The organism is Streptomyces sp. B21-083 (assembly GCF_036898825.1).
Taxonomy (GTDB): domain Bacteria; phylum Actinomycetota; class Actinomycetes; order Streptomycetales; family Streptomycetaceae; genus Streptomyces.
In genome coordinates, this window is sequence record NZ_JARUND010000002.1 from 1,515,149 (window position 1) to 1,539,402 (window position 24,254).

A 24,254-nucleotide genomic window follows, 5' to 3' on the forward strand; every position below is an offset into this window, starting at 1 on the left:
ACGAGATAAGCCGAACACATACTCGCTTGCGCTACGAGATCGACTCCGGGATCGTGGGCTGTATGAGCCGCCTCACCACCCCGAAGCGCACGACACCGGCGCCCCCGCCCCGCCCTACGCCACCGCCCGCGCCCACCTCCGCCAACCCGGGCCACCACCGCTCCACCCTCGACTGGCGCGTGCGCTTCGGCGTGCTGTCCCTGATCTGGGGCTCAGCTTCCTGCTGATCAAGGTCGGTACGCAGGGGTTCGCACCGTTCCAGGTCACCTTCGGCCGGCTGCTGTTCGGTACGGCGGTCCTGGCGGCGGCGCTGGCGGTGAAGCGGGAGCGGCTGCCGCGCGGCGCACGCACATGGGGGCACCTCGCGGTAACCGCGTTCCTGCTGAACGCGCTGCCGTTCTCGCTGTTCGCGTACGCGGAGCTGACGATCCCGTCAACCCTGGCCGGCATCTGCAACGCGACTTCACCCTTGTGGGGCATGGCCCTGTCGCTGGTCGCACTCTCGGAAGACCGGCCGACGCGGGTGCGGGTGGCCGGTCTAGGCCTGGGCTTCCTGGGCGTGCTGACCGTTCTGGGCGCCTGGCAGGGCTTCCACGGCCTGGACGCGACGGGCACGGCACTGGCACTCCTGGCCTCGCTCAGCTATCCGATCGGCTGGATCTACGTCCGCCGTACGCTGGCGGGGTCAAGTCACTCCCATCTGTCACTCAGCGGCGCCCAGCTGTTGCTGGCCACCCTTCAACTGGCCTTGGTGACACCGCTGTTCACCGAGATACCCGACCGCGTCGCGCTCGGGCCGCTGCTCGCGATCGTCGCCCTCGGCGCGCTGGGCACAGGGTTCGCGATGCTGCTCCAGTACGGCCTGGTCGCCGAGACGGGGCCGACGACCGCCCAGATGGTCACGTACTTCATCCCGGTCATCGCCACGGTCGCGGGCGTCACGCTGCTCGGCGAGACCCTGGCCTGGTCGACACCGGTGGGCGCGGTGGTGGTCCTGGCCGGGGCGGCACTCACCCAGGCCAGCCCCGGCCGTCGCCGCCGGCGTCGAGCTGAGCCCCAGCCACAAGTCCCCGCCTAGCACAGCGCCGACCGGACCCGCTCAGACGTAGGTCCGCGCCTGCGCCGGTCGCACAGCTTCGGCGATGGCGTCCGCCAGCGGGCCCGTCTCCTGCGGGGTCAGTGTCGCGACGGTCACCCGGATACCGGAAGGGGCGTTCATCCGGAAGCGCGCGCCGGGGGCTACGGCCCAGCCGGCGTGCAGCAGCCGGGCGACCGCGCCGGTCTCGTCCGGCACGGGAATCCACACGTTGAGTCCACTGCGCCCATGGGCCGCGACCCCGCGCCGCGCCAGCGCGTCGATCAGCGCGTCCCGGCGCCGCCCGTACGCCGAGGCCACCGCGCGCGCGTCCAGCGCGCCATCCGCCCACAGCCGCACGACGGCCCGTTGCAGCAGCCGGCTCACCCAGCCCGGCCCGAGTCGCTGCCGCCCCAGGACCCGGTCGACGGTGACGGGGTCCCCGGTGAGCACGGCGAGACGCAGATCAGGGCCGTACGCCTTGGCGACCGAGCGGACGAACGCCCAGTGCCGGGTGACCCCGGCCAGCGGGTGGAGGGGCTGGTCGACGATCCGGTAGCCGTGGTCGTCCTCGACGAGCAGGGTCTCCGGGTGCTCCCGGAGCACGGAACGCAGGGCACGCGCGCGCGTGGCGCTCACCACGGCCCCGGTCGGGTTCTGCGCCCGGTCGGTGACGATCAGCGCCCGTGCCCCGGCCGCCAGCGCCCGCCGTACGTCCTCGGCGATCGGGCCCTGGTCGTCGACGCCCACCGGGACCATGCGCAGCCCGAGCGCTGGCACGAGGTCCAGCAGCCCGCCCCACCCCGGATCCTCGACGGCCACCGTGTCACCGGGTTTGAGGTGTACGGCGAGGACGCGCTCGATGCCGTCCAGCGCGCTGGAGGTGACGGCGAGGGGACCGTCCGGCACGCCGTCGGTGTCGAGGTCGGCGCGGGCGATCCGGGCCAGCTCCGGCTCCACGATGGCGTCTCCGTAGAGCACCGGCGCCCGGTCACCCTGCTCACCCGCCGCCGCGAACGCCGCCGCCAGTGACGGCAGCAGCGCCGGATCGGGGTTGCCGTGCGCCACGTCCCGCACACCGGTCGGCACCTCCACCCGGATGTACTCGCGCCCGGTGGTGGCCGGTTTGGAGCGCACCCGGCTGCCGCGCCGCCCATGGGTCTCGATGACCCCGCGTTCACGCAGTGTCCGATAGGCGGCGGCGACGGTGTTCGGATTCACGCCGAGCCGCTCCGCCAACTCCCGCATGGGGGGCAGCAGTTGCCCGGGTTCCAGCTCGCCGGCACCCACCGCGCCTTCGACGCTCGCGGAAATCTCTGCCGCACCTCGACCTTTGATCGGATATTCTCCTAGCACAACACAGATTATGCACTAGTGCAATCTAGCCCGCAAGGAGACCATCATGTCGGGGACCACACAGGACGCACGGGACGCAGCGGGCACGCAGGACGCGCAGGACGCGCAGGACGCCATTCAGGCAGCGACACCGCGGGGAGTTGATCAGTCCTCCCCGCTACCCTCCGCCGACACCTACACCTCGACCGACCGCACGGTCCCCACCCGCTCCCCCGGCCGGGCGTCGTACGACAAGGAGGCGGTGCACGCGATCCTCGACGAGGGGTACGTCTGCCACCTCGGGTTCGTCCGGGACGGCGCGCCGGTCGTCCTGCCGACGTTGTACGGGCGGGTCGGTGAGCGCCTCTACGTGCACGGGTCGACGGGTTCGCGCCCGTTGCGGATGACGGGCCAGGCCGACCCGGGCCTTCCGGTGTGCCTGACGGTCACGCACGTGGACGCGCTGATCCTGGCCCGGTCCGCCTTCCACCACTCGATCAACTACCGCTCGGTGGTGGTCCACGGCATCGCCCACCAGGTGACGGACCCCGACGAGAAGCGCATGGCCCTGGACGCCCTGGTCGACCACGTCGTGGCAGGCCGCTCCGCGGACTCGCGGCCCGCCAACGCCAAGGAGCTGGCCGCCACCTCCGTGATCCGCGTCGACCTCGCCGAGGTCTCCGCCAAGGTGCGCACGGGCGGGGTGAACGACGAGCCGGAGGACCTCGCGCTCCCCCACTGGGCCGGCGTGGTCCCACTGCGCAAGGGCTACGAAACCCCGGTCGCCGACCCGGAGTTGGCCCCCGACACCCGGCTCCCGGCCTACCTCGCGGCTCGCTGATCCAGATGCTGATCCACCCCTGGGACGCGCCGCGCGACGACGCGGAATGGCAACAGTGGCTGTCCGCGCACGACTTCGGCCAGCTCTCCGTCAACGGTCTGCCGGGCGAGGCGCCGTACGTCCAGCCGCTGCACTTCGCGTACGACGCCGATCGCGCCGAGGCCGTCACCCATCTGGCTCGCCCGAACCCTCTCTGGCCCGCGCTGGAGAGGAACCCGGTCGTTTTGCTCAGTGTGGTCGACGACTACACGTTCGTCCCCGGACCCTGGCAGGCCGCGCCGGACGGTCCGTCCGAGCACGGGACGCCGACGAGCTTCTACTCGGCGGTCCAACTCCGCTGCACCGCCCACGTCGTGGACGACCCGGCGGAGAAGGCCGCCCTGCTCAACCGCCAGGTGGGCCACTTCCAGCCGGAAGGCGGCTCGGCGCGAGTGGCGGTGGGCGAGGAACCGTTCGGGCGGATGCTCGCCGGTATCCGTGGCATCAGGCTCGAAGTGACGGACGTACGGGCGAAGTTCAAGTACGCCGAGAAGAAGCCGACGGAGGTCCAGGACCGTATCGCGGCCGGGCTCGCGGCGCGGGGCGGCCCAGGGGACGCGGAAGCACTGACGGTTCAGCGGCGCAGGCGGGGGCTGTGACGAAGCGGACCTCCCCCTGTCACGTCGACGAGCAAATCGACGAGCACCTCGACCCACTCGCGCCCCGCGTCTCCGCCACCGCGAGCCCGGCCACCGCGCCCAGCATCATCAGGGTGCCCACGACCGTCGCCGCCGTCAGCCGTTCACCGAGCAGAGTGACGGCGAGAACCGCCGCGCTCACCGGCTCCAGGAGCATGACCACGGAAACGGTCGCCGACCGGACGACGGCCGCTCCGGCGAAGTACAACCCGTACGCCAGCGCGGTCGGCACGGCGGCGATGTACACCAGAAGCCCGGCGAACTGCAGGCCGTCGCCGGTGTGCGGCAGCAGCCCCTCGGCGAGCCCCAGCGGCAGCAGGCAGAGCGTCGTGACGCCGAAGACCCTGACGGACGTGGCGAACGCGTCCGTACCGCCGTCCCGCCCCCACCACCGGGTGAGGAGGGTCATCGCCGCGTACCCGGCCGCCGACACCAGGGCCCATACGACACCCGACGGCCGCACCTGAGCGCCGTCGCTGCCCAGCACCAGCACCGTGAGCCCGGCGAGCGCCCCGGCGACGGCGACGGTTCCGCCCGCCCCCAGCCGTTCGCCCAGGGTCAGCCGGGCGCCGAGCGCGATGAGGACGGGCCCGGCGCCGAGAGTCACGACGGTGGCGACCGCGAGGCCGGTGGCCTGGACGGACGCGAAGTACGCGGTCTGGAACACGGCCAGCAGGAACCCGGTGACCCCGGCCCGCAGGGCCTTTCGGCGCCACGGCTCGGGCCCGACAGCCGGACTGCTGGCAGCCGGACTGCGACGCAGTGACCGGGCGATGAGCAGCAGCACGAAGCCGCCCGCGCAGCGCCAGAAGGAGAGGGCGACAGGGCCCAGATCGCTCACCCGGTAGACAAGGGAGGCGACGGCGCCCGCAGTGCCCCACGCGGCACCTGCGACGGTCAGGAAGAGCAGGCCTCGCCCGACGGGCAGACCGGAAACAGCATTCGACACGAGAGTCTCCGCAGACGCGCGAAGACCGTCCGAAGGCCGGCCGCCGCGCGGAAGTTGACGAAAGGACCCGAACCCTCAGGGCTTTACGGGGTCCTCTGGCTTCGTCTGCGGGCAGCACCGTTCAGCCCGACGGCGATACGTCGGGCATGTTCTCGGGAGAGCCCGCCTCAGGCGGCCGGAGGCGGAAGGACGAGTGCGCGCGCGTGCATGATCGCGACCCTATGCGGCGGTACGACCGGCCGCCACATCCTTTTCGGATCCTCGGGCGACCGGCTCCGCCGACCCCTTGGCAGGCGCCGACGACTGTGCGATGAACGCCCCCATAAGCACCACCGCACCCCCCGCGATCTGGGGAGCCGAAAGATGTTCGCCCAGCAGCACCCAGGCCAGTACGGTCGCGATGACCGCCTCCAGACACGCCACCACCCCGGCGACCTGCGGCGAGAGCCGCCGCACGGCGAGGACGCCGGTGACGTAGGCGACGACCGTCGCGACCAGCACGATCCAGCCCAGCAGCAGCTCGGCCGCGACGGGTGTGCCGTTCATGTGCGCGGTGCCCGCGAGCACCGACCAGTCCATGCGCCACGGTCGCGCCACGACGGTCAGCACAAGGGCGCCGACCAGCAGGCCGTACGCGATGACACCGAGCGGGTCCGGCGCCTCGTCGCCCGCGTCGCTGCCCTGATCGGACAGGACGAAGTAGCCGACCTGGCAGCAGGCGGCGGCGACCGCGAGCAACAGCCCCACGGCGTCGAAGCCGAGCCCGGACCAGATCTCGACGACACTGGCGAGGCCGCCGACCGCGAGGACGACACCGAGCGCGGCGGCACGGGTCACGGGCCGCCGCTGCACGAACCGCACCCAACCCAGCACCAGGGCGGGTGCGAGGTACTCGACGAGCAGGGCGACCCCGACCGGGATCCGGGAGATCGCGGCGAAGTAACAGGCCTGGACCCCGGCCACGGCGAGCAGTCCGAACCCGGCGAGCAGCGCGGGCCGCCGGCGCACCAGCGCACGGTGCCGCACGGCCAGGGGCAGCATCACCAGGGCCGCACCCGTCACCCGCAGCCACACGACGTGCAACGGATCGAGGCCCGCCTCGATCAACGGCTTGGCCGCGACCCCGGACCCGCCGAAAGCGACCGCCGACACCAGCGCGAGCCCGAGCCCCACGCCCTTGCCCCGACCGACCTCACCACTCCCTGACGTACGCACCGGCACCATGATGGCAGGCGACGACATGAGCGTCACTCCCGATGACACCTGTCTCACCGACTGGACCGTCCCACGGAGGCCTGGCGACCAGGCCCGCAGGGGCCGCAGGGGCCGCAGGGGCTCACGCCTCAGCGGTAACCGTCGAGCCCCTCGGCGTACTCCTCGCACCCGGCCGCCTTCAGCTCGGCCTGCCTCAGCCGTTCCGGCAGCTCCCGTGCGTCGACTCCGCCCCGTCGCAGCACCTCGACGGCCCTGGACTGGGGATCTCCGATGATCGCCGCGAGCAGATCGACGCCGCGGGCCGGTGCGTCACCGCGTCGCGCGGCCCGTTCGCACGCCTCCTCCAACGCGCTCGCCGCGACCGGCGACCAGCCAGTCGTTCTCGCCGCCCCCGGCAGCACGGGCAGCGCCCCGGAATCCTCGACCGAGCCCTGCCAGCGCAACCCGTAGCCGATGCTGCGCTGCACGAGATAGCCGAGCAGCCGTGCGACCTGCGGGTCGCCGCCCTCGAACACCGCGCGCACCTCGGGATCGGACTCGAGGAGCGTGTGCAGCAGATGGGCCGTGTCGATCTGCCGGTCTCCGTCCCGCAGCGCCCGTCTGCGCGCGCCGGAGACCACCGCTGCCAGCTCGGAAGTGAGCCTGGCATCGTTGTCCAAGCGGTTCGCGCCGTGCTCGGTGGTCGACTGCCGGGGAATACGGGATTGCACACCCCCACCCCATCAGTCCCCGCACTCGCGGTCATCCTCGCGACGCACCATTTCCTTGTCCCACGGAGGGTGTGCACCGACGGCGTGATCTCCTCCTTACGGAGGACATCACGCCGCTCCGCACGAAGTCGACGCAAGGGGCGCGCACGCTCATTCCGCACGCCCTGGGCGCAACCGGAGCACCCCCTCCCACGTCCCACACCAACATGGAGAGGTGCTGGCTGGTGGCGCTGCCGGCCACGGACGGGAGGCAGTACGTGTACCGGGTGTACGCCCCGGAGGACGCGCTGCTCGCCGACCTGTTCTGGGAGGCATGGCACTGTCACGACGAAAGCCCCTTCCCGCGCGCGTGGGACCTGTTCGACGCGGCCGTGATACGGCGGGTCGGGTGAGCCGGTCCCGTCCGTCGGCTCGCCGCGACTTTTTCTGACGACTCGTCAGTATTGAATGTTCCGGCCCTTGCGACTACGTTCCGCGACACCGCAGCCCGAGACACAGAGGTGGTCGCATGGCCGAAATAAGCGCGGAGGCACAGATCCAGGCACCGGCGGAGAAGATCTGGGCGCAGCTGACGGACTGGTCGGCGTACGGAGCGTGGAACGCGACCCACACGAGCTTCCCGAAGGGCGGCCCCTCCGCCCTGGAGGTCGGCGGCACCTTCGAGGAGAACATGAAGCTGATGGGCTTCCCGGCCGAGGTCGAATGGACCATCGCGGAGTTGGAGCCCGCCCGCACGCTGGCCATCCGGGGCAAGGGCCCGATGGCCGTGACCGTCGCCACGCGTTACACCCTCACCCCCGACGGCGACGCCACGACGGTCCGTATCGACGGCGAGTTCACCGGCGCGGCCGTCTCCCTGATGGCCGGAAAGCTGAAGGACTCGGGGACGGCCGCCCTCAACGAGTCCCTGCGCAAGCTGTCCGGCCTGGTGAGCTGAGCCCGGCCGTCATGACCGTACGACAGACAGCACGCAGGCGCCCCGCGGACACTTCCGCGGGGCGCCTGTGCGCACTGGGGGACACGCCGCCGGGAGCGGTCACGTCTCCGAGGGCGACCCATCAGTCCTCGTCGGCGAGGATCAGGTACAGCTTCTTGCGCGCTTCGTTTATCACCGTGAGCGCCTTCTCGCGCTGCTCCTTGCTGCCCGTCTTCCAGACCTGGCCGAAGGCCTCCATCAGACCGACGCCGGCCTGGCGGATGTCGTTCAGCGCCTCCCAGTCGACGCCGCGCCCGGCCTCTTCCCAGGGCGCTTCGGGGCCCTCGTCGGCGGCCGTGCGGCCGGACTCGGTGAGCGCGAACAGCTTCTTGCCGCCGTCGCTCTCGCTGACGATCAGGCCCTCGTCCTCCAGCAACTGAAGGGTGGGGTAGACCGAGCCGGGGCTGGGCTTCCACGCCCCTCCGCTGCGCTCGGCGATCTCCTGGATCATCTCGTAGCCGTGCATGGGCCGGTCCTTCAGCAGAGCCAGGATCGACGCGCGGACGTCACCGCGCCGCGCCCTGCCCCGCGGTCCGCCCCGGCCGCCGCGCCCGCCCCAGGGCCCCGGGCCGAAGCCGGGTCCACCAGGACCGCCGGGACCGCCGAAACCGGGACCGAAGGGCCCGAAGGCGGCTCGCCGCCCCTCGAAGCCGCCCCGCCCGAAGGCTCGGGGGCCGCCATGACCGTGTGCGTGCCCGGGACCGAAGCCCGGACCGAATTCCTCTCCATGGGAACGCATCGCAACCACTCCATTCGTTGTCTTGTCGTTGATCTGTCGCGATGCGTCAACGATATATCGGAATAGCGCGAACGACAACCCCCACCAAGAAGTGACCCAGGCCACAGTAGAAACGATGACGTTTCGATAGCGGCGGAAGCTAGGCTGACAACATCGAAGTGAACGAAACGGTTTCGTACAAGGAGAGTGCCCCCCATGGCCTCCGTGCTCGTCGTACATCGCCAGTCCCTGCAGCGTCTCGGACTGCGTATGCTCCTGGCGGCCCAGCCCGACCTGACCGTCGTCGGCGAGGCGACAAGCGGCGCCGAGGCCGTTCGCATGAGCGCCGCGCTCGGACCCGACGTCGTTCTGATGGACAGCCTGGTGATCGACACGGACGGCGTCGATGTCATCCGTCGTGTCAGCCGGCCCCCCACGCCGCTGCCGGCCGCCGCGCCCTCGAGAGCGGCAGAACACGGCCCGCGCGTGCTGGTCCTGACGCCCACCGGCCACGAGCGGCACGCCTACGCGGCCCTGCGCGCCGGAGCCGGCGGGTTCCTCCCCCAGGACGCCACCCCCGAGGAACTGACCGCGGCCGTCCGTATCGTGGCCGCCGGAGACGCCGTCACCACCCCCAGCCTCACCCGTGCGCTCATCGACACCGTCCGGCACGAGCGCGCCTTCGGCTCGCGGGAACGGGTGACCGAGCTCGACGCGCTCACCAGTCGCGAACGCGACGTCCTCACCGCGGTCGCCGCCGGCTGGTCCAACACCGAGATCGCCACCCGGCTGTCCATCTCACCGACCACGGTCAAGTCCCACGTCAGCCGTATCCTCGCCAAGATCGGCGCACGCGCGCGCGTGCAGGCGGTGGTCTTCGCCTACGAGTCCGGCCTCGTCCGACCGGCGGCGGCCTGACGCTCCGCCCCTCCGCACAAGTCCACCGGCCGCCGCGCCCGCCGAACGAGGTCCAGCACCCGGAAATTGGCCTTGGCCCGTCTCCCCGCCGACCCTCTAGCGTCATCCCCATGCGCATTCGAATCGTCGACGCCTTCACCGACCGACCCTTCGCCGGCAACCCGGCCGGCGTCATGCTTCTCGACGCCTTCCCGGACGACACCCGCCTCCAGCGGATCGCCCTGGAGGTCAACCACGCCGAGACGGCGTTCGCGCACCCGCTGCCCGACGGCGGCGAGGCCGACTGGGCGCTGCGCTGGTTCACCCCGGCCGCCGAGGTCGCGATGTGCGGCCACGCCACGCTCGCCACGGCCCACGTCCTGCACACCACAGGCGTCCACACGGGACCCGTACGATTCGCCACCCTCAGCGGCGTCCTCACCGCGACACCCCGAGCGGACGGCTCCATCACCCTCGACTTCCCGACCGCCCCACTCACCCGCGTCGAACCCCCGGCCGGGGTCGCCGAGGCCCTGGGCGCCGAACCGCTCGCGACCTTCGACACCGGCCCGAACATCGATGACCTGCTGATCGAGGTCGCCGACGAGAAGACGGTCCTTGCTCTCGCCCCCGACCTCAAGGCCCTCGCCGCCCACTCGGAACGCGGGGTCATCGCCACCGCCCGCGCCGACGACCCCGCCGGGGACTACGACTTCGTCTCGCGTTGCTTCTTCCCACGGATCGGCATCGACGAGGACCCGGTCACCGGCAGCGCCCACACCGCCCTCGCCCCCTACTGGGCCGAGCGTCTCGGCCGCACCGACCTCACCGGCCTCCAGGCTTCCGCCCGCAGCGGCCTGGTGCGTACGGAACTCCGCGGCGACCGCACCCTGCTGACCGGCCGAGCGGTCACCACCATCGACGGCGAGCTACTCGCCTGAGGGCACACGGAAGGGGCGTACGAAACCCTCGCACGCCCCTCACCCCCATGCCCCGCAACCCTCAGGCGGTGGGCAGCCACCCGACCTTTCCCGCCAGCAGGGCGTAACCCACGAACGCCCCGATGTCGAGCAGCGAATGCGCCACGACCAGGGGACCCACCCGCCCCCAGCGCCGGTAGAGGTACACGAACACCACCCCCATCACCATGTTGCCGATGAACCCGCCGATGCCCTGGTACAGGTGGTACGACCCGCGCAGGACAGCACTGGCCACCAGTGCCGTCCCCGGCGTCCACCCCAACTGGCCCAGCCGGCGCAGCAGATACGCGACGACGATCACTTCCTCCAGTACGGCGTTCTGCACCGCCGAGAGGATGAGCACCGGGTACTTCCACCACACGTCGGGCAGCGCCTCCGGCACCACCGTGAGGTTGAAGCCGAGGCCTCGGGCCGCCAGGTAGAAGGCGATTCCGGTGCTGCCGATCACCGCCGCGACGGCGGCCCCACGACCCAGGTCGGGCCATGGCCTGGTGCGGTCGAAGCCCAGTGTCCGCAGTCCCTTCCCCTCGCGCAGCAGGAAGTGCGCGACCAGGGCGACCGGTACCAGCGCCGTCGTGATGCCGAAGAGCTGCCAGGCGAGATCCAGCCATGGCCGGCCCGGCGCCGCCGAGGCGTTGAGAGTGGCCGCCTGATCCTTGAGACCGCCCGGCTTCGTGACCGACCCGACAAAGCTGATCAAGGCGGAGACACCACTCGCGCCGAGCGAAAGCCCCAGGACCAACAGCGTCTCGTCCCGGAGAGTCCGCCGCTCGGGCCGCCCCTCAGGAAAATCGCCAGCCACAGCGCCCGCCTCCACCTGCACTCCTGCCTCCAGTTGTGTCATCCCGCCGCATCCCTGCCCTCGCCCCACCGAAGTCCTGGGACACCGCGAAAATCGTGCGCGACAGGCCGCCAGGGGGCGGGCCGCTTCCGGCGCGTCTCCCCTGTTCCCTCCTGCTCCCTGCCTTACGGCTACTGCGGCCGATTCACCTCATACGACTGTTTCGCCGCGCGTTCGCCCAGCGGCGAGGGATACGACCGTCATGGGCCATCGCAGTTTGCCCGATCCACCTGAGAAGAGCGCGACCGACCCCCGCGCACGCGCCCGGCGCCGCACGGTCACCATCGTCACGACCCTCGGTCTCGCCACCACCGCAGCTACGCCAGCCACCGCGCGAAGCGCAACCCAGCACCCCGGATCGCCCACCGGGGAGTCCCCGAGCCCCTCACCGGGCCTCAGGGCTCACCCCAGGGGCACCGCTTCCGGCAGCCCCACCGGCCAGGTGTGTACCGGCTCCCCGAGGTGCATCAGCTCGCTGTAGCGCCGGGTGGTCGCGGCCAGCGCGGCCTCCCGCGACAGCCCCTTCTCCAGCGCCCGGTGGAAGGTGGCCGCCTGCCAGGACGCGCCGTTGGTCCGCAGCCGGCACCGTTCCTCGATCACCCCGAGGTACAGGTCCCGGTCGGCGGGTTCGACCCCCCACGCGTCGAGGCCGGCCTCGGCGAGCGGCAGCAGCTCGTCCCGTACGAGCCGCACCGCGTCGACCTCCGCCGTGCCGCCGAACCGGCCGCCCCGGGGCCACTGGAGCCGCGCGTCGATGCCGTGCCGGCAGGCGGCGTCGAAGTTGGCGGCGGCGGCCTCGAAGGGCAGCCGGTTCCACACGGGCCGCGACTCCTCGGCGAGTGCCCGGACGACCCCGTAGTAGAAGGCCGCGTTGGCGATGACGTCCGTGACGGTGGGTCCGGCGGGCAGCACCCTGTTCTCGACGCGCAGATGGGGAACGCCGTCCGCGATCCCGTAGACAGGTCGGTTCCAGCGGTACACCGTGCCGTTGTGCAGCACGAGCTCACCGAGCATCGGCACGCCTCCGGCGTCGAGGACGCTCAGCGGGTCCTCGTCGTCACAGATCGGCAGCAGCGCCGGGTAGTAGCGCAGGTTCTCCTCGAAGAGGTCGTAGGCCGACGAGATCCACCGCTCCCCGAACCAGGTGCGCGGCCGTACGCCCTGCGCCTGGAGTTCGGGCGGACGCGTGTCCGTGGACTGGGTGAACAGCGGGGGCCGCGACTCGCGCCACAGCTCACGGCCGAACAGGAACGGTGAGTTGGCCCCGACCGCGACCTGTACGGCGGCGATCGCCTGCGCCGCGTTCCACACATCGGCGAACCGCGCCGGAGTGACCTGGAGATGCAGTTGCACGGACGTACAGGCCGCCTCCGGAGCGATCGACCTCGACGTGCACGAGAGGCGCTCCACGCCCTCGATGTCGAGAGTGAAGTCCTCACCGCGGGCCGCCACGATCTGATCGTTCAGCAGGGTGTAGCGGTCGACGTCGGAAAGGTTGGAGGAAACCAGGTCGTCACGGTCGAGCGTCGGCAGAATGCCGATCATCATGATTCCCGCGTCGACCTCGTTCGCTTTCCGGTGGGCATATGCCAGTGACGTACGGAGCTCTTCGGCAAGCCGGTCGAATACCCGCCCGGCAAGACGGTGTGGAGCGATGTTGACTTCCAGATTGAACATGGCGAGTTCTGTTTGGAAATCTCGGCTCGCGATCCTTTCGAGTACTTGCCCATTCATCATTTTCGGCATCCCGTCGGGCCCGACGAGATTCAACTCGATCTCCAGGCCCAGGAGATTCTTCGGGCGGTCGAACCGCTTCTCGGCCAGCAGTCGCTCCAGCCCCGTCAGACACTGTCGGAGCTTGGTGCGGTAGCGCTGGCGAGCGGACAGGTCGAACGGCCCCGCCACGACCTTCTCCCCCATCGGAAGCGTCCCTCCTCCTCGAATGGGCAGGCCGAAGATCGGCCGCTGACGTCCCGGGTCACGTGGGATGATGCCCACCAAACGCGATCGATAACGTCCCACGGGTTCTCGTCACCCGCTACGCTGTCCCAGGGTGACCCGCGGCACATTCGCCCGGCATGGCGCCACAGCCGGTTCAACCCGGGTGACCGGACAGTTTCGCGCACTTGCGAACTCGTGAAAAACGCCGACGATAATTGGCCGACCGCCTCCGGCGCGTCCACCGAGGTCATCGCCGTGCGACCGGCCGGGAATCGGTAGAAACACCACGCAACGCCGACCGAACAGGCCCTTGCTCTTCACGCGGAAAACAGTTAGACGAAACATAGTCAGAACACGTGTCGTATAAACTCCGCGAACAAGGGAAGAGAGTCGGCGCCCAGGTCCTGGTGTCCTGCCATCCAGGTGTCGTACGGCAGGCCGCACCCACGCCGGCGCACCCGGCCCCGCCTCTTCGCCCCCGACAGACTTCGAGAGCTGACAGCGCCGTCCGCCCCCGCCCTCGCGCCACCCTGCCTGTCGAACGAGAGGCGTTCCACCATGCCCCTGCATGTCCCCCCGGCTCCCGCACCCGCACTGCGCACCGTCCTCACGGCACTCGGTTCCCCCACCGCCGTCCGCGAGGCACGCACCCCGTCCCTCCGTACCGCCCAGGGGCCCACCACCCCCGAACTCCCGCTGCCTGTGCACGTCCTGGACCACATCACCCCCGCGGGCGCGTCCGCCACCCGGCTGACCGGGTGGCGCTTCCTGATCCGCAGCGGCGACCGCGCTGTGGCCGCCGCCGAGACCATGCTGACGCCCGACGGCTGGGCCTTCTCGCACTTCTTCGAAGGGCCCTACATCGCCTCCACCGAGCGCGCCCTGCGTCAGGCCGAGGCGATGAAACAGCCCTACCAGGCGCGCCTGCTGTCCGTTCCCGAGCTGTACATGCTCACGCTCTGGCTGCACGGCGACATCACCGCCGACGGAGCCGAGGGCCACCCGGCCGCGACCGACCTGCTCGTCCCGCTGGCGCCCGCCCCGCCCGGTATCGCCGCCCATCGTCCGCACCGGGTCGCCGAACTGCTTCCCGTCCTGACCCATCGGGTGACTCCGGCCCGGCTTCTGAGTCCCTCCGCCTGACCGCGCACGGCACGACACACTCCGTATTCACTTGTGCCCCGCCGTCGAATTCCCGACGGCGGGGCATGTCGCTCTTTCGCGCGGCATTACGCTCGTACGAGCCACTTGGGCTTGCGACCGTCCGGACTAGCCCTATCCGGCCCCCAAGAACCACCCAAAGGGACAGCCCAGTTGGGCTGAACCGTCCGCCCGGGTGATGCGTCTTGAACCTGTGAGAAGCGGTGCGGCCAAATACCTGCGGATTGACGCCCGTGGGGCAACACTGGGTTCAAACCGATTTATCACAACGGGGGGCGGCCATGAACAGTGCTTCGAGCCGCAAGACGGACACCACAGCCATCTCACACTCCACGACAGAGCGAAAGATCCCACCAATGTGCCAGCACCAGCCACCGTGCCCGACAGCTCACTCCACCGACCGGGAGTCCGCCCGCCTCATGGCGCACCACCCGGAACAGGGCTGGAGCCTGCTGTGCAACGGCGTCCTCCTCTTCGAGGACACGGGTGAGCTCCTGCCCGACGGCCAGATCATCGCCCCGCACCGCGTGATGACAGCCGCCTGACGGCCCGCTCGCACGGACGAAGGGCAGCCTCCGTACGTCAGGAGCGACTGCCCGGACAGCTGAACACACGAAGAGGGGCCGGCCCGCAGACATCTGCTGCGAACCGGCCCCGACGCATGCCCGAGGGCGACTACTCCTGGTAAGCGTCCAACGGCGGGCAGGAACAGACCAGGTTCCGGTCGCCGAAGGCCTGGTCGATCCGGCGCACCGGCGGCCAGTACTTGTCGGCCGCCGAGACCCCGGCCGGGAAGACCGCCTCCTCGCGCGTGTAGGCGTGCGTCCACTCCCCGCCGAGCGCGGCGGCGGTGTGCGGCGCGTTCCGCAGCGGGTTGTCGTCGGCCGGCCACTCGCCCGCACCGACCTTCTCGATCTCGCCGCGAATGGCGATCATCGCCTCGCAGAAGCGGTCCAGCTCCCCCAGGTCCTCGGACTCGGTCGGCTCGATCATCAGCGTCCCGGCCACCGGGAACGACATCGTCGGCGCGTGGAAGCCGTAGTCGATCAGCCGCTTGGCGATGTCGTCGACGCTCACGCCCGTCGTCTTGCTGATCGGCCGCAGATCGATGATGCACTCGTGCGCGACCAGCCCGCCGGGCCCGGTGTAGAGGACCGGGAAGTGCGGCTCGAGCCGCCTGGCGATGTAGTTGGCGCTCAGCACCGCCACCTGCGTGGCCCGCTTGAGCCCCTCGCCGCCCATCAGCCGCACGTACGCCCACGAGATGGGCAGAATGCCCGCCGATCCCCAGGGCGCCGCCGAGATCGGCCCCACACCCGTCTCGGGCCCGGCCGCGGGCTGCAACGGGTGGTTGGGCAGATAGGGCGCGAGGTGCTCGCGCACTCCCACCGGGCCGACCCCCGGACCGCCGCCCCCGTGCGGGATGCAGAACGTCTTGTGCAGATTCAGATGCGAGACGTCCCCGCCGAAGTGGCCCGGCTTGGCCAGCCCCACCAGCGCGTTGAGGTTGGCCCCGTCGACGTACACCTGGCCGCCGGCCTCGTGCACCTGGGCACAGATGTCGGCGACATGCTCCTCGAACACACCGTGCGTGGACGGGTACGTGATCATCAGGACCGACAACTCGTCCCGGTACTGCTCGATCTTCGCCCGCAGATCCTCGACGTCGATCTCACCGTCGCCGGCGGTCTTCACCACGACGACCTTCATCCCGGCCATGACGGCGCTGGCCGCGTTGGTCCCGTGCGCGGACGACGGAATCAGACAGACGGTCCGCTGGTCGTCACCGTTGGCCCGGTGGTATCCGCGTACGGCGAGCAGCCCGGCCAGCTCGCCCTGCGAACCGGCGTTCGGCTGCAACGACACCTTGTCGTAGCCGGTGACCTCGGCGAGACGTTCCTCCAGCTCACGGATGAGCGTCAGATAGCCCTGCGCCTGCTCGGCGGGCGCGAAGGGGTGCAGCTGGCCGAACTCTGGCCAGGTGACCGGCTCCATCTCGGTGGTCGCGTTGAGCTTCATGGTGCAGGAGCCCAGCGGGATCATGCCACGGTCGAGCGCGTAGTCCCGGTCGGCGAGCCGGCGCAGGTAGCGCAGCATCGCGGTCTCGGAGTGGTACTGGTGGAAGACGGGGTGCGTGAGGATCTCGTCGGTGCGCAGCAGCGCCTCCGGCAGCGTGTCCCCGGCCTCGGCGTCGAGCGCGTCGATGTCGCCGTCGACTCCGAACGCAGCCCAGACGGCGCCCAGTTGGTCCCGGGTGGTGGTCTCGTCGCAGGAGACCGAGAGTCGGTCGGCGTCGACAAGGTGCACATTGACCCCGTGCTCGCGCGCGGCGGCGGCGACCTCGCCGGCCTTCCCGGGCACCCGCACGGTGAGCGTGTCGAAGTAGGCGCCGTGGACGACCTCGACGCCGCCCGCCGTCAGTCCCGCGGCGAGGATCGTGGCGTACCGGTGGGTGCGCCGGGCGATGATCCGCAGCCCCTTGGGCCCGTGATAGACGGCGTACATGCCGGCCATCACGGCCAGCAGGACCTGCGCCGTGCAGATGTTGCTGGTCGCCTTCTCGCGGCGGATGTGCTGCTCCCGCGTCTGTAGGGCGAGCCGGTACGCCTTGTGCCCGTCCGCGTCCACGGAGACACCCACGAGCCGCCCGGGCAGGCTGCGCGCGAACTGCTCGCGCACGGCCATGTATCCGGCGTGCGGCCCGCCGAAGCCCATCGGCACACCGAACCGCTGGGTCGTCCCGACCGCGATGTCCGCGCCGAGCTCACCGGGCGAGGTGAGCAGCGTCAGGGCCAGCAGATCGGCGGCCACGGTGACCACGGCACCGAGCCCGTGCGCCTGCTCGACGACCGGCTTCAGGTCGCGCACGACACCGGAGGCGCCCGGGTACTGAAGAAGCACCCCGTTGATCTCGCGGGCCGCGATGTCGTCGGGAATGCCCGCGCTCAGGTCGGCGACGACGACCTCGACGCCGGTGGGCTCGGCCCGCGTCTCGATCACGGCGACGGTCTGCGGCAGGGCGTCCGCGTCGACGAGGAAGAGCCCCTTCTTGTTCTTGCCCATACGCCGCGACAGCGACATCGCCTCGGCGGCCGCGGTGCCCTCGTCGAGCAGCGAGGCACCCGAGGTGGGCAGCCCGGTGAGGTCGGCGACCATGGTCTGGAAGTTCAGCAGGGCTTCGAGGCGCCCCTGCGAGATCTCGGGCTGGTACGGCGTGTACGCGGTGTACCAGGCCGGGCTCTCCATCACGTTCCGCAGGATGACCGGCGGGGTGAAGGTGCCGTAGTACCCGAGCCCGATCATGGATCCGAGAACCTGGTTCTGATCGGCCAGCGACCGCAGCTCGGCCAGCACTTCGGCCTCGGTGCGGGCGCCCGGCAGATCGAGGGCGTCGGCGTTCCTGATCACATCCGGGACGGCGGCGGCCGTCAGCTCGTCGAGCGAGCCGTAGCCGACCTGCGCGAGCATCTTGGCCCGGTCCTCGAGGTCCGGCCCGATATGACGTCGCTCGAAGGGCGTTCCCTGTTCGAGTACGGCGAGCGGAGTGCGGTGGGCGGTCATTACGGAGGCCTCCTGGTCGTCGCGACCTTCGAGGGGCACCACGACACGGGTGCCCGAACGGCCTCCCCCTCTGTCATCTCGACCTGAGAGCTTCACCGGGCCGCCAACACACTGACGTCCCGGCTTTCACCGTCGGTGAGAGCGGAAGCCGTCGACATCCGCTCTTCTTTCCAGAGTGACCTCGTCCGTGCGGTACAGGGGCCTGAGAGATTCCGGGGAGGATTTGCTCCTTCGGCGCCCTCCGAGGTTCCGGAGGACTCTCCCGCACGGGATCAGCAGCCATTGGCCAGCCTACCAGCGGGCTCCACGCACACACCTTCGAGTGGCCGCCTCAGCGGATGTGCTCTTTTGTGGTGTTTACGGATGAGTTGCGACCATACGGAGGCGCCGTGCAGACCGACATCGATCCGCGCAACCTGATCGGCCGCAAGGCCTTCGACCGCAACGGCACCAAGATCGGCACGATCGACGAGATCTACCTCGACGACGCGACGGGCGTGCCGGAGTGGGCGGCCATAAGAACTGGGCTGTTCAGCAGGGACGCCTTCGTGCCGCTGGAGCCCAGCGAACTGATCGACGGCACCCTGCGCATCCCCTTCGAGCGAGCCCTGATCAAGGACGCACCCGACTTCGGCGTGGGCCGCCATCTCTCCCCGGAGCAGGAACTCCAGCTCTACCACCACTACGGCCTCGACGTGGCTCCCCCTCCCCCGTTCCCCGACCACGACTTCGGCAGGCTGGCGGGCACGGACGACACCTGATCCACCGATCCTTCCTCCGGACGACCGGGTCTTCGCGGCGGGGCGGCCACCAGCGGCAGCGGATCCGCCGGCTCCAGCGCGGGGTCCTCCGTCCGGAACGTACGCACCCGCCCAGGATGCTCCGAGTACGGCGTCTCGAACCGGACGGTCACCCGTCCCAGCCCGCTCCCCTGCACCCACCCGTGCCCGAAGTCGGCGTGCCGTACGTCGTGCCCGGTGGTCCAGTGCCGCTCGGCGGGCGCCTCCCGCTCCTCGACGGCCTCGCGCTCCGCCTCCTCCAGCGGCTCCAGTGCCGCCAGCTCCCCGGCGGCCTGGGCGAACAGGTCCTCCTGCGTGTAGTCGGCGAGGCCGCTCACCCCGACCCCGAGCAGCCGGACACCCCCGGTGGTGTCCACCGCCTCCAGGAGCCGGGCCGCCGCCTCACGCACCACGGCGGGGTCGTCAGTGGGCCCCCGGAGCGTCTCGGACCGGGTCAGCGTGGAGAAGTCGTACCGCCGCACCTTGAGGACGATGGTCCGCCCGGACAGCCCGGCACCGCGCAACCGCCGTACACACCGGTCCGCCAGCCGCTGCACCTCTGTCCCCACCCGGCCCCGGTCATGGATGTCCACGTCGTACGTGTCCTCGACCGACACGGACTTCGTCTCCCGGTCGGACACCACGGGCCGCTCGTCGCGCGCCAGCGCCATCGCGTACAGCGCGTGCCCGTGGGCCTTTCCCAGCAGCCGTACGAGCTCGTCCTCGCCCGCCTCCGCCAGGTCGTCGACCGTGCTCATCCCGGCCCGCCGCAGATGGTCCCCGGTAGCCGGGCCGACCCCCGGCAGGGTCCGCACCGACATCGGGGCGAGCAGCGCCCGCTCCGTCCCGGGCTCGATCACCACCAGCCCGTCCGGCTTGGCCTGCTCCGAGGCGATCTTCGCGAGCATCTTGGAGGCGGCCAGCCCCACCGATCCCGTGAGGCCCGTGACGGCCCGTATGTCCGCGCGCAGTCTGATCCCTGCCAGCCGCGCCGACGCCTCGTCCCAGGCCGTGTCACCGGCTTCCAGGTCCACGAACGCCTCGTCCAGGCTCAACGGCTCCACCAGGGGCGACAGCTCGTGCAGAAGCTCCATGACCTGCTCGCTGATCGACCGGTAGAAGCCGCCCCTGGGCACGAGATACGCGGCGTTCGGTGCGAGCCTGCGGGCCTGCGCCATCGGCATCGCGGAGTGCACCCCGAAAACCCGGGCCTCGTACGACGCGGTGGCCACCACCCCTCGCGGCCCGAGCCCCCCTACCACCACGGCCTTCCCACGCAGACTCGGCTTGGACGCCTGCTCCGCCGAGGCGAAGAAGGCGTCCATGTCGAGATGCAGGATCGTGGGCGCGTTTCTCACATCACCGATGCTGCCCTACGCCACTGACAAAGCCCTGGAACGCGGGGGAGCCGGTCAGACCGCCCGGTTGCGCCGCCGCGCCAGTTCGTCCGTGGGGTTGTGGCCCACGAGGGTCTCCCCGGTGTCGACACGCTCCCCGTGCAACTGCGAGAGAGCGCTTTCTACATCTCGCCACACCACGCCGACGGCGATACCGAAAATGCCCTGCCCGCCCTGGAGCAGCGCGTGCACCTCATCGGGAGAAGTGCACTCGTAGACGGTCGCACCGTCGCTCATCAGCGTCAGGCGTTCCAGATCGTGGAGTTCACACGCCCGGAGATGCTGAACCGCCGTGCGGATGTTCTGCAGCGAGACGCCGGTGTCCAGAAAGCGCTTGACGATCTTCAGGACCACAACGTCCCGAAAACTGTAGAGCCGTTGCGTCCCCGACCCGTGCGCGGGCCGCACACTCGGCTCGACCAAACCGGTGCGTGCCCAGTAGTCCAACTGCCGGTAGGTGATGCCCGCCGCCGCGCACGCCGTGGGGCCGCGGTAGCCGATCTCCTCGGACGCCATGGATGTCGCCCCTCCGCTGCCTGCTACAGCCGTCGGCCGCCGCGGAACGTGATCGGCCGCGCTGCCGTGAAGCGGGTACGGGCCGCTCTCCCCCAGACCGCGTCCAGGGGCACCCCCAGCCGTACCGTCGCCGCTGCTTCTCACGCCGACCTCCGTCCTTGACCTGCCTTCTCGACGGTAGGCAGTCACCAGGGGTGCGTCAACGATCGCCACACTCGGCACGCCGAGTGATAATCACCCTAGGAGTGGTTTCCCGTACCCCACCGCGGGGAAAGGCTAGCCGAATGCGCTCCGTCAGGGCCGCACGACGCTCTCACACGCCGCTGGCAATTGCCATCATCCGTGACGCCTCCGGGCAAAAGGCAGGCCCCACCGACCACTGGGTCCGTGGGGCGGCCGAGCCTCGTCAGGCGACACCGGCGTGGCTCACTGGCTGTTGGTCCCGAAGTCCTCGGGGGAGATCTGGTCGAGGAACTCGCGGAACTTCTCCACCTCGTCCTCCTGCTCGTCCGGGATCGCGATCCCGGCGTCGTCGAGTACCCCGTCGCTGCCGTAGATCGGCGTACCGGTACGCAGCGCCAGCGCTATGGCGTCGGACGGACGGGCGCTCACTTCGACTCCGCTCGCGAACACCAACTCCGCGTAGAAAACACCCTCGCGCAGGTCCGTGATGCGCACTTCGGTGAGTTCCTGGCCGACGGCCTCCAGCACGTCCTTGAACAGGTCGTGGGTCAGCGGTCGTGCGGGGGCCATGCCCTGCTGGGCGAAGGCGATCGCCGTCGCCTCCCCCGGTCCGATCCAGATGGGAAGGTAGCGGTCGCCTCCCACTTCACGCAGGAGCACGATCGGTTGGTTGGAGGGCATTTCGACCCGGACACCTACGACATCGAGCTCGTTCACACAGCAACCCTAGGCCGTGCCCGGGACGTTTGGGTAGTCGGGCACGGAACGGGTGACCGATCCGCCCTCCGCCGACCCTCCCCGCTCAGGGCTGCCGCACTCCCAGAGCGATCCGCACCAGGGCCCCGTGCAGCTTCACCGTGAGCCCCGCCAGCTCCTTGCTACGGGCCTCCGCGAGCGCCCTGGTCTGCGGATTGCGGTGGCGCTTCAGTGGGGCCACGACCTGGTCGACCAGGCCGGCCTCACGGTCGGCGGCGGCCTTCATCACTCGCAGATGCCGCGGCTCGATCCCGAACCGCCCCAGCTCGGCGACGAGCGCGGCGACAGTGACCGACTCCGCGTCGTACGCGCCGTCGGGCAGTGGCGCGATCAGCCCGTACGACTGCCACTCCTCGAGTTCCTCGTCGCCGATCTCGGCGGCTGCGAGCAGCTCGGCGCGGCCGATCCTGACGGCGGTGGGCCCCCCGGGCTCCAGAACCGGCTCACCGTCCCGCTGCCGGCCGACGGTGGGGGGCGGGGCCACCTCCCCACGCTCCATGGCGTCCAGGTACTCCCTGATCACCTTGAGAGGCAGGTAGTGATCCCGCTGCATTCTCAGCACATGGCCGAGGCGCTCGACGTCCCTCGGACTGAACTTGCGGTACCCCGAGGGAGTCCGCTGCGGCTCGATGAGCCCCTCCGACTCCAGGAAACGAATCTTGGAGATGGTGACTTCGGGGAACTCGTCGCGCAGCGCGTTCAGCACTGTGCCGATGCTCATCAGCCCACTGTCCGCGGCGGCGGTACCGTGCCCGGCACCGCCGCTCGGTGTTTGAAGCATGGACCTTCCCTGAGGGTCTCCCCGGACTCGGTCCGGAGGAGGTCAGTAGCCCCGCTGGCTCGCGTAGAACACCAGCCGGTACTTGCCGATCTGCACCTCGTCACCGTTCGACAGGTCGACCTGGTCGATCCGCTCGCGGTTGACGTACGTGCCGTTGAGGCTGCCCACATCAGCGACCGTGAACATGCCGTCCTGGCCGCGGCGGAACTCCACATGCCGACGCGACACGGTCACGTCGTCCAGGAAGATGTCGCTCTGCGGGTGACGCCCGGCCGTGGTCAGCTCGCCGTCCAGGAGGAAGCGGCTGCCGGAGTTCGGGCCACGGCGCACCACCAGGAGCGCCGACCCGAGCGGCAGAGCGTCCACCGCGGCCTGCGCCTCGGGCGAGAGCATCGGCATCTGCGTCTGACCGGTGATCTCGGCGTCGTACGCCTCGATGCCGGAGATCGAGATCGTGGACGTCGTCTCCGACGGACGCTCGGGAGTGACCCCGGCCCGTAGCGGCGCGCCACAGTTGGAGCAGAAGCGGCTGTTCTCCGCGTTGCGGTTACCGCACCTCGTACACACCAGGGCCGACATCGACGGATCCTCCTGCCGCGGCTGCCCCGCCGGGGCATTGGACGCATACGGACCGGAGGAAAACTCTCCACCCGTACTTGAGGTTGACGGTTCCCCGAAACCTATGCGCCCGGACTGGGCAGGGTCAACAGACGGCGCGCCCTGACCTCCCGGAACGTCACCGCCCGGACCGCCGACCTGGTCCCGGAACAACGGACGCTGACCGTCCGCGTCGGGCTGTGCGCGATGGCGGGCGGTCGCGTTGTCGCTGTTGCCCTCTCGCGCGCTCTTGCCGAACAACTTCGCAAACAACTTCACGGGCGATTCCCCTTGACCGAAACAGACCCGCCCGTGGGGCAGGACGAACCCTGACTGCGCTTACCGGTCGACCCGGACATCCTCACAACGTCCGCCGCCACCTGACAGTTTCCACCACGCACCACCCATTCGGTGCGCCGACCCCCCGCAACCTCATGCCCTCCGCGGACAACCCCCATGCACCCCCGGTTCACTAGGAGGACGACCGAGCGTAGTCAGGCTGCTTCGCGGCTCGCAAGGCGTCCACGACGATCTTGCCCGCCCGCTCCACGGTAACGGTGGCCTGCTCCTTCTCCAGGGTCTGCACGACACCTCCGGGGATGTTGAGCGCCGGTTCGAGGTCCTGCGGCTTCCCGATGACCTTGAAACGATAGGGAGCGTCGATCTTGTTCCCGTCGACACTCACTCCCCCACCGTCCTCATCCGCCAGAAAGGTCCCCGCGACGACCCGTACACCGTTCACCTGGATCGCCTCGGCACCGGCGGCACGCAACTCCTGGATCGCGTCGAGCAGCATGTCGGCTTCGACCGTTCCCTTCGTGTCCTCGATGGTCAGCGTGATCCCGGGCCCCTGCGCGGCCACCGTGCCCGCGAGGATGCCCAGTTGCCGTTCCTTCTCAACCGTCTGCTTACGGGCCTCCTCAGCTTGGTCCGAGCTGTTCTCCAACTCGGTCCGCTGATCTTCGAGACCTTGCTTCTCGTCCTCAAGACGCTGCGTACGGTCATCCAGTTCATCGAGGATGCGCACGAGATCTTCCTGACGCGCTCCACGCAGCGCACCGTCGCTGTCACTGGTGGACGCGACCTGCACCGCAAGCCCGAATCCGAGCCCGAACAGCAAGAGGGCGACGATCAGTTGCGCCCTGGTCACCCGTGGCGGCCACAGCCCCTTCACCAGCCGCTGACGGCCGGTCAGAGACGGTGCGCTCTCCTCGTCGGCCGCCGCGTCCACAGTGTGCGCGTCCGGAGCGTCCGCAGGAGTGGCAGAGATCTCCTCGGGCAGTTCCTCGCGCAATCGCCTCTCGCCCGCCTCTGGATGCTTGTCGACCGCGTCGTTCTTGTCGTTCTTGTGGTTGTCACTCATCGGCG

Annotated in this window: 23 protein-coding genes, 1 pseudogene and 1 riboswitch; of the genes and pseudogenes, 10 read left to right on the forward strand and 14 right to left on the reverse strand. The window is 70.2% G+C overall.

Going from position 1 to position 24,254, the window contains the following annotated elements; translation table 11 throughout:
• Window positions 1-26: 26 nt before the first annotated feature.
• A pseudogene (locus tag QA861_RS30875) lies at window positions 27-1,078 on the forward strand (DMT family transporter).
• Window positions 1,079-1,099: 21 nt separating this feature from the next.
• Here the strand turns inward: QA861_RS30875 and QA861_RS30880 are convergent.
• Window positions 1,100-2,431, reverse strand: a complete 1,332-nt coding sequence (locus tag QA861_RS30880) for an aminotransferase class I/II-fold pyridoxal phosphate-dependent enzyme (RefSeq protein ID WP_334591958.1) — start codon at window positions 2,429-2,431, stop codon at window positions 1,100-1,102.
• Between the two features lie 46 nt (window positions 2,432-2,477).
• On the opposite strand from QA861_RS30880, the gene QA861_RS30885 reads away from it, so the two are divergent.
• Together QA861_RS30885 and QA861_RS30890 are read left to right on the forward strand one after the other, a co-directional pair.
• On the forward strand, window positions 2,478-3,251 hold the full coding sequence (locus QA861_RS30885; protein WP_334591959.1) for a pyridoxamine 5'-phosphate oxidase family protein: 774 nt from the start codon (window positions 2,478-2,480) through the stop codon (window positions 3,249-3,251).
• A gap of 5 nt (window positions 3,252-3,256) precedes the next feature.
• Entirely contained in the window at window positions 3,257-3,889 is a 633-nt protein-coding gene (locus QA861_RS30890) for an FMN-binding negative transcriptional regulator (protein ID WP_334591960.1), read from the forward strand.
• A gap of 19 nt (window positions 3,890-3,908) precedes the next feature.
• On the opposite strand, the gene QA861_RS30895 is transcribed toward QA861_RS30890, so the two are convergent.
• From QA861_RS30895 to QA861_RS30905, 3 genes are all read right to left on the reverse strand, one after another.
• On the reverse strand, window positions 3,909-4,877 hold the full coding sequence (locus tag QA861_RS30895; RefSeq protein WP_334591961.1) for a DMT family transporter: 969 nt from the start codon (window positions 4,875-4,877) through the stop codon (window positions 3,909-3,911).
• 219 nt (window positions 4,878-5,096) lie between these two features.
• A complete protein-coding gene (locus QA861_RS30900) occupies window positions 5,097-6,098 on the reverse strand; it encodes an EamA family transporter (RefSeq protein ID WP_334594896.1) in 1,002 nt (333 codons plus the stop codon).
• Between the two features lie 122 nt (window positions 6,099-6,220).
• Complete coding sequence (locus QA861_RS30905; RefSeq protein ID WP_334591962.1) at window positions 6,221-6,802, reverse strand: Clp protease N-terminal domain-containing protein; 582 nt, start codon at window positions 6,800-6,802, stop codon at window positions 6,221-6,223.
• A gap of 71 nt (window positions 6,803-6,873) precedes the next feature.
• Here QA861_RS30905 and QA861_RS47225 point away from each other — a divergent pair, with 71 nt between their 5' ends.
• Entirely contained in the window at window positions 6,874-7,194 is a 321-nt protein-coding gene (locus QA861_RS47225; RefSeq protein WP_443041699.1) for a hypothetical protein, read from the forward strand.
• Window positions 7,195-7,310: 116 nt separating this feature from the next.
• Complete coding sequence (locus QA861_RS30915) at window positions 7,311-7,739, forward strand: type II toxin-antitoxin system Rv0910 family toxin (RefSeq protein ID WP_334591963.1); 429 nt, start codon at window positions 7,311-7,313, stop codon at window positions 7,737-7,739.
• A 121-nt stretch (window positions 7,740-7,860) separates the two neighbouring features.
• Here the strand turns inward: QA861_RS30915 and QA861_RS30920 are convergent, their stop codons facing one another.
• Complete coding sequence (locus tag QA861_RS30920; protein WP_334591964.1) at window positions 7,861-8,517, reverse strand: PadR family transcriptional regulator; 657 nt, start codon at window positions 8,515-8,517, stop codon at window positions 7,861-7,863.
• Window positions 8,518-8,712: 195 nt separating this feature from the next.
• Here QA861_RS30920 and QA861_RS30925 point away from each other — a divergent pair, with 195 nt between their 5' ends.
• Both QA861_RS30925 and QA861_RS30930 read left to right on the forward strand, forming a co-directional pair.
• On the forward strand, window positions 8,713-9,414 hold the full coding sequence (locus QA861_RS30925; RefSeq protein ID WP_334591965.1) for a LuxR C-terminal-related transcriptional regulator: 702 nt from the start codon (window positions 8,713-8,715) through the stop codon (window positions 9,412-9,414).
• A 110-nt stretch (window positions 9,415-9,524) separates the two neighbouring features.
• Window positions 9,525-10,334 (forward strand): PhzF family phenazine biosynthesis protein, encoded by an 810-nt coding sequence (locus QA861_RS30930; RefSeq protein ID WP_334591966.1) that lies wholly within the window; start codon window positions 9,525-9,527, stop codon window positions 10,332-10,334.
• A 61-nt stretch (window positions 10,335-10,395) separates the two neighbouring features.
• Here the strand turns inward: QA861_RS30930 and QA861_RS30935 are convergent, their stop codons facing one another.
• Together QA861_RS30935 and QA861_RS30940 are read right to left on the reverse strand one after the other, a co-directional pair.
• Complete coding sequence (locus QA861_RS30935) at window positions 10,396-11,196, reverse strand: CPBP family intramembrane glutamic endopeptidase (protein ID WP_334594898.1); 801 nt, start codon at window positions 11,194-11,196, stop codon at window positions 10,396-10,398.
• Window positions 11,197-11,616: 420 nt separating this feature from the next.
• Window positions 11,617-13,134 carry a glutamate-cysteine ligase family protein gene (locus QA861_RS30940; RefSeq protein ID WP_334591967.1) on the reverse strand — a complete coding sequence of 506 codons (1,518 nt, stop codon included), beginning with the start codon at window positions 13,132-13,134 and terminating at the stop codon, window positions 11,617-11,619.
• A gap of 579 nt (window positions 13,135-13,713) precedes the next feature.
• Here QA861_RS30940 and QA861_RS30945 point away from each other — a divergent pair.
• Both QA861_RS30945 and QA861_RS30950 read left to right on the forward strand, forming a co-directional pair.
• Window positions 13,714-14,298, forward strand: coding sequence for a hypothetical protein (locus tag QA861_RS30945; RefSeq protein WP_334591968.1), 585 nt, complete (start codon window positions 13,714-13,716; stop codon window positions 14,296-14,298).
• 374 nt (window positions 14,299-14,672) lie between these two features.
• Window positions 14,673-14,861: a DUF5999 family protein gene (locus tag QA861_RS30950; protein WP_044472287.1), complete on the forward strand. Its 189-nt coding sequence runs from the start codon at window positions 14,673-14,675 to the stop codon at window positions 14,859-14,861.
• A gap of 130 nt (window positions 14,862-14,991) precedes the next feature.
• On the opposite strand, the gene gcvP is transcribed toward QA861_RS30950, so the two are convergent.
• Complete coding sequence (gene gcvP / locus QA861_RS30955) at window positions 14,992-17,877, reverse strand: aminomethyl-transferring glycine dehydrogenase (protein ID WP_334591969.1); 2,886 nt, start codon at window positions 17,875-17,877, stop codon at window positions 14,992-14,994.
• 180 nt (window positions 17,878-18,057) lie between these two features.
• A riboswitch (glycine riboswitch) is annotated at window positions 18,058-18,152 on the reverse strand.
• A gap of 114 nt (window positions 18,153-18,266) precedes the next feature.
• Between gcvP and QA861_RS30960 the strand changes: the two genes are divergently transcribed.
• The gene (locus QA861_RS30960; protein ID WP_334591970.1) at window positions 18,267-18,638 is read left to right on the forward strand and encodes a PRC-barrel domain-containing protein; all 372 of its coding nucleotides are present in this window, start codon (window positions 18,267-18,269) and stop codon (window positions 18,636-18,638) included.
• Here QA861_RS30960 and QA861_RS30965 read toward each other — a convergent pair.
• The 6 genes from QA861_RS30965 to QA861_RS30990 all read right to left on the reverse strand — a co-directional run bounded on the left by QA861_RS30965 (window position 18,560) and on the right by QA861_RS30990 (window position 24,249).
• A complete protein-coding gene (locus tag QA861_RS30965; protein ID WP_334591971.1) occupies window positions 18,560-20,014 on the reverse strand; it encodes a DNA polymerase IV in 1,455 nt (484 codons plus the stop codon). The two genes, QA861_RS30960 and QA861_RS30965, sit on opposite strands and share 79 nt — an antisense overlap.
• A gap of 54 nt (window positions 20,015-20,068) precedes the next feature.
• Window positions 20,069-20,713, reverse strand: coding sequence for a MerR family transcriptional regulator (locus QA861_RS30970; protein ID WP_334591972.1), 645 nt, complete (start codon window positions 20,711-20,713; stop codon window positions 20,069-20,071).
• A gap of 282 nt (window positions 20,714-20,995) precedes the next feature.
• Window positions 20,996-21,469, reverse strand: coding sequence for a bifunctional nuclease family protein (locus tag QA861_RS30975; RefSeq protein ID WP_006123076.1), 474 nt, complete (start codon window positions 21,467-21,469; stop codon window positions 20,996-20,998).
• A gap of 85 nt (window positions 21,470-21,554) precedes the next feature.
• Entirely contained in the window at window positions 21,555-22,289 is a 735-nt protein-coding gene (gene ftsR, locus QA861_RS30980; protein ID WP_334591973.1) for a transcriptional regulator FtsR, read from the reverse strand.
• A gap of 42 nt (window positions 22,290-22,331) precedes the next feature.
• Window positions 22,332-22,868 (reverse strand): zinc-ribbon and FHA domain-containing protein, encoded by a 537-nt coding sequence (locus QA861_RS47230; RefSeq protein WP_443041608.1) that lies wholly within the window; start codon window positions 22,866-22,868, stop codon window positions 22,332-22,334.
• Between the two features lie 490 nt (window positions 22,869-23,358).
• On the reverse strand, window positions 23,359-24,249 hold the full coding sequence (locus QA861_RS30990) for a DUF881 domain-containing protein (RefSeq protein ID WP_334591974.1): 891 nt from the start codon (window positions 24,247-24,249) through the stop codon (window positions 23,359-23,361).
• Window positions 24,250-24,254: the final 5 nt, after the last annotated feature.

What these genes read in the sequence shown, in the direction of transcription:
- QA861_RS30885 (WP_334591959.1), top strand. Translation starts at nt 2,478, where the DNA reads ATGTCGGGGACCACACAGGACGCACGGGACGCAGCGGGCACGCAGGAC.
- QA861_RS30890 (WP_334591960.1), top strand. Translation starts at nt 3,257, where the DNA reads ATGCTGATCCACCCCTGGGACGCGCCGCGCGACGACGCGGAATGGCAA.
- QA861_RS30915 (WP_334591963.1), top strand. Translation starts at nt 7,311, where the DNA reads ATGGCCGAAATAAGCGCGGAGGCACAGATCCAGGCACCGGCGGAGAAG.
- QA861_RS30920 (WP_334591964.1), bottom strand. Translation starts at nt 8,517, where the DNA reads ATGCGTTCCCATGGAGAGGAATTCGGTCCGGGCTTCGGTCCCGGGCAC.
- QA861_RS30925 (WP_334591965.1), top strand. Translation starts at nt 8,713, where the DNA reads ATGGCCTCCGTGCTCGTCGTACATCGCCAGTCCCTGCAGCGTCTCGGA.
- QA861_RS30930 (WP_334591966.1), top strand. Translation starts at nt 9,525, where the DNA reads ATGCGCATTCGAATCGTCGACGCCTTCACCGACCGACCCTTCGCCGGC.
- QA861_RS30940 (WP_334591967.1), bottom strand. Translation starts at nt 13,134, where the DNA reads ATGGGGGAGAAGGTCGTGGCGGGGCCGTTCGACCTGTCCGCTCGCCAG.
- QA861_RS30945 (WP_334591968.1), top strand. Translation starts at nt 13,714, where the DNA reads ATGCCCCTGCATGTCCCCCCGGCTCCCGCACCCGCACTGCGCACCGTC.
- QA861_RS30950 (WP_044472287.1), top strand. Translation starts at nt 14,673, where the DNA reads ATGTGCCAGCACCAGCCACCGTGCCCGACAGCTCACTCCACCGACCGG.
- gcvP (WP_334591969.1), bottom strand. Translation starts at nt 17,877, where the DNA reads ATGACCGCCCACCGCACTCCGCTCGCCGTACTCGAACAGGGAACGCCC.
- ftsR (WP_334591973.1), bottom strand. Translation starts at nt 22,289, where the DNA reads ATGCTTCAAACACCGAGCGGCGGTGCCGGGCACGGTACCGCCGCCGCG.
- QA861_RS47230 (WP_443041608.1), bottom strand. Translation starts at nt 22,868, where the DNA reads ATGTCGGCCCTGGTGTGTACGAGGTGCGGTAACCGCAACGCGGAGAAC.
- QA861_RS30990 (WP_334591974.1), bottom strand. Translation starts at nt 24,249, where the DNA reads ATGAGTGACAACCACAAGAACGACAAGAACGACGCGGTCGACAAGCAT.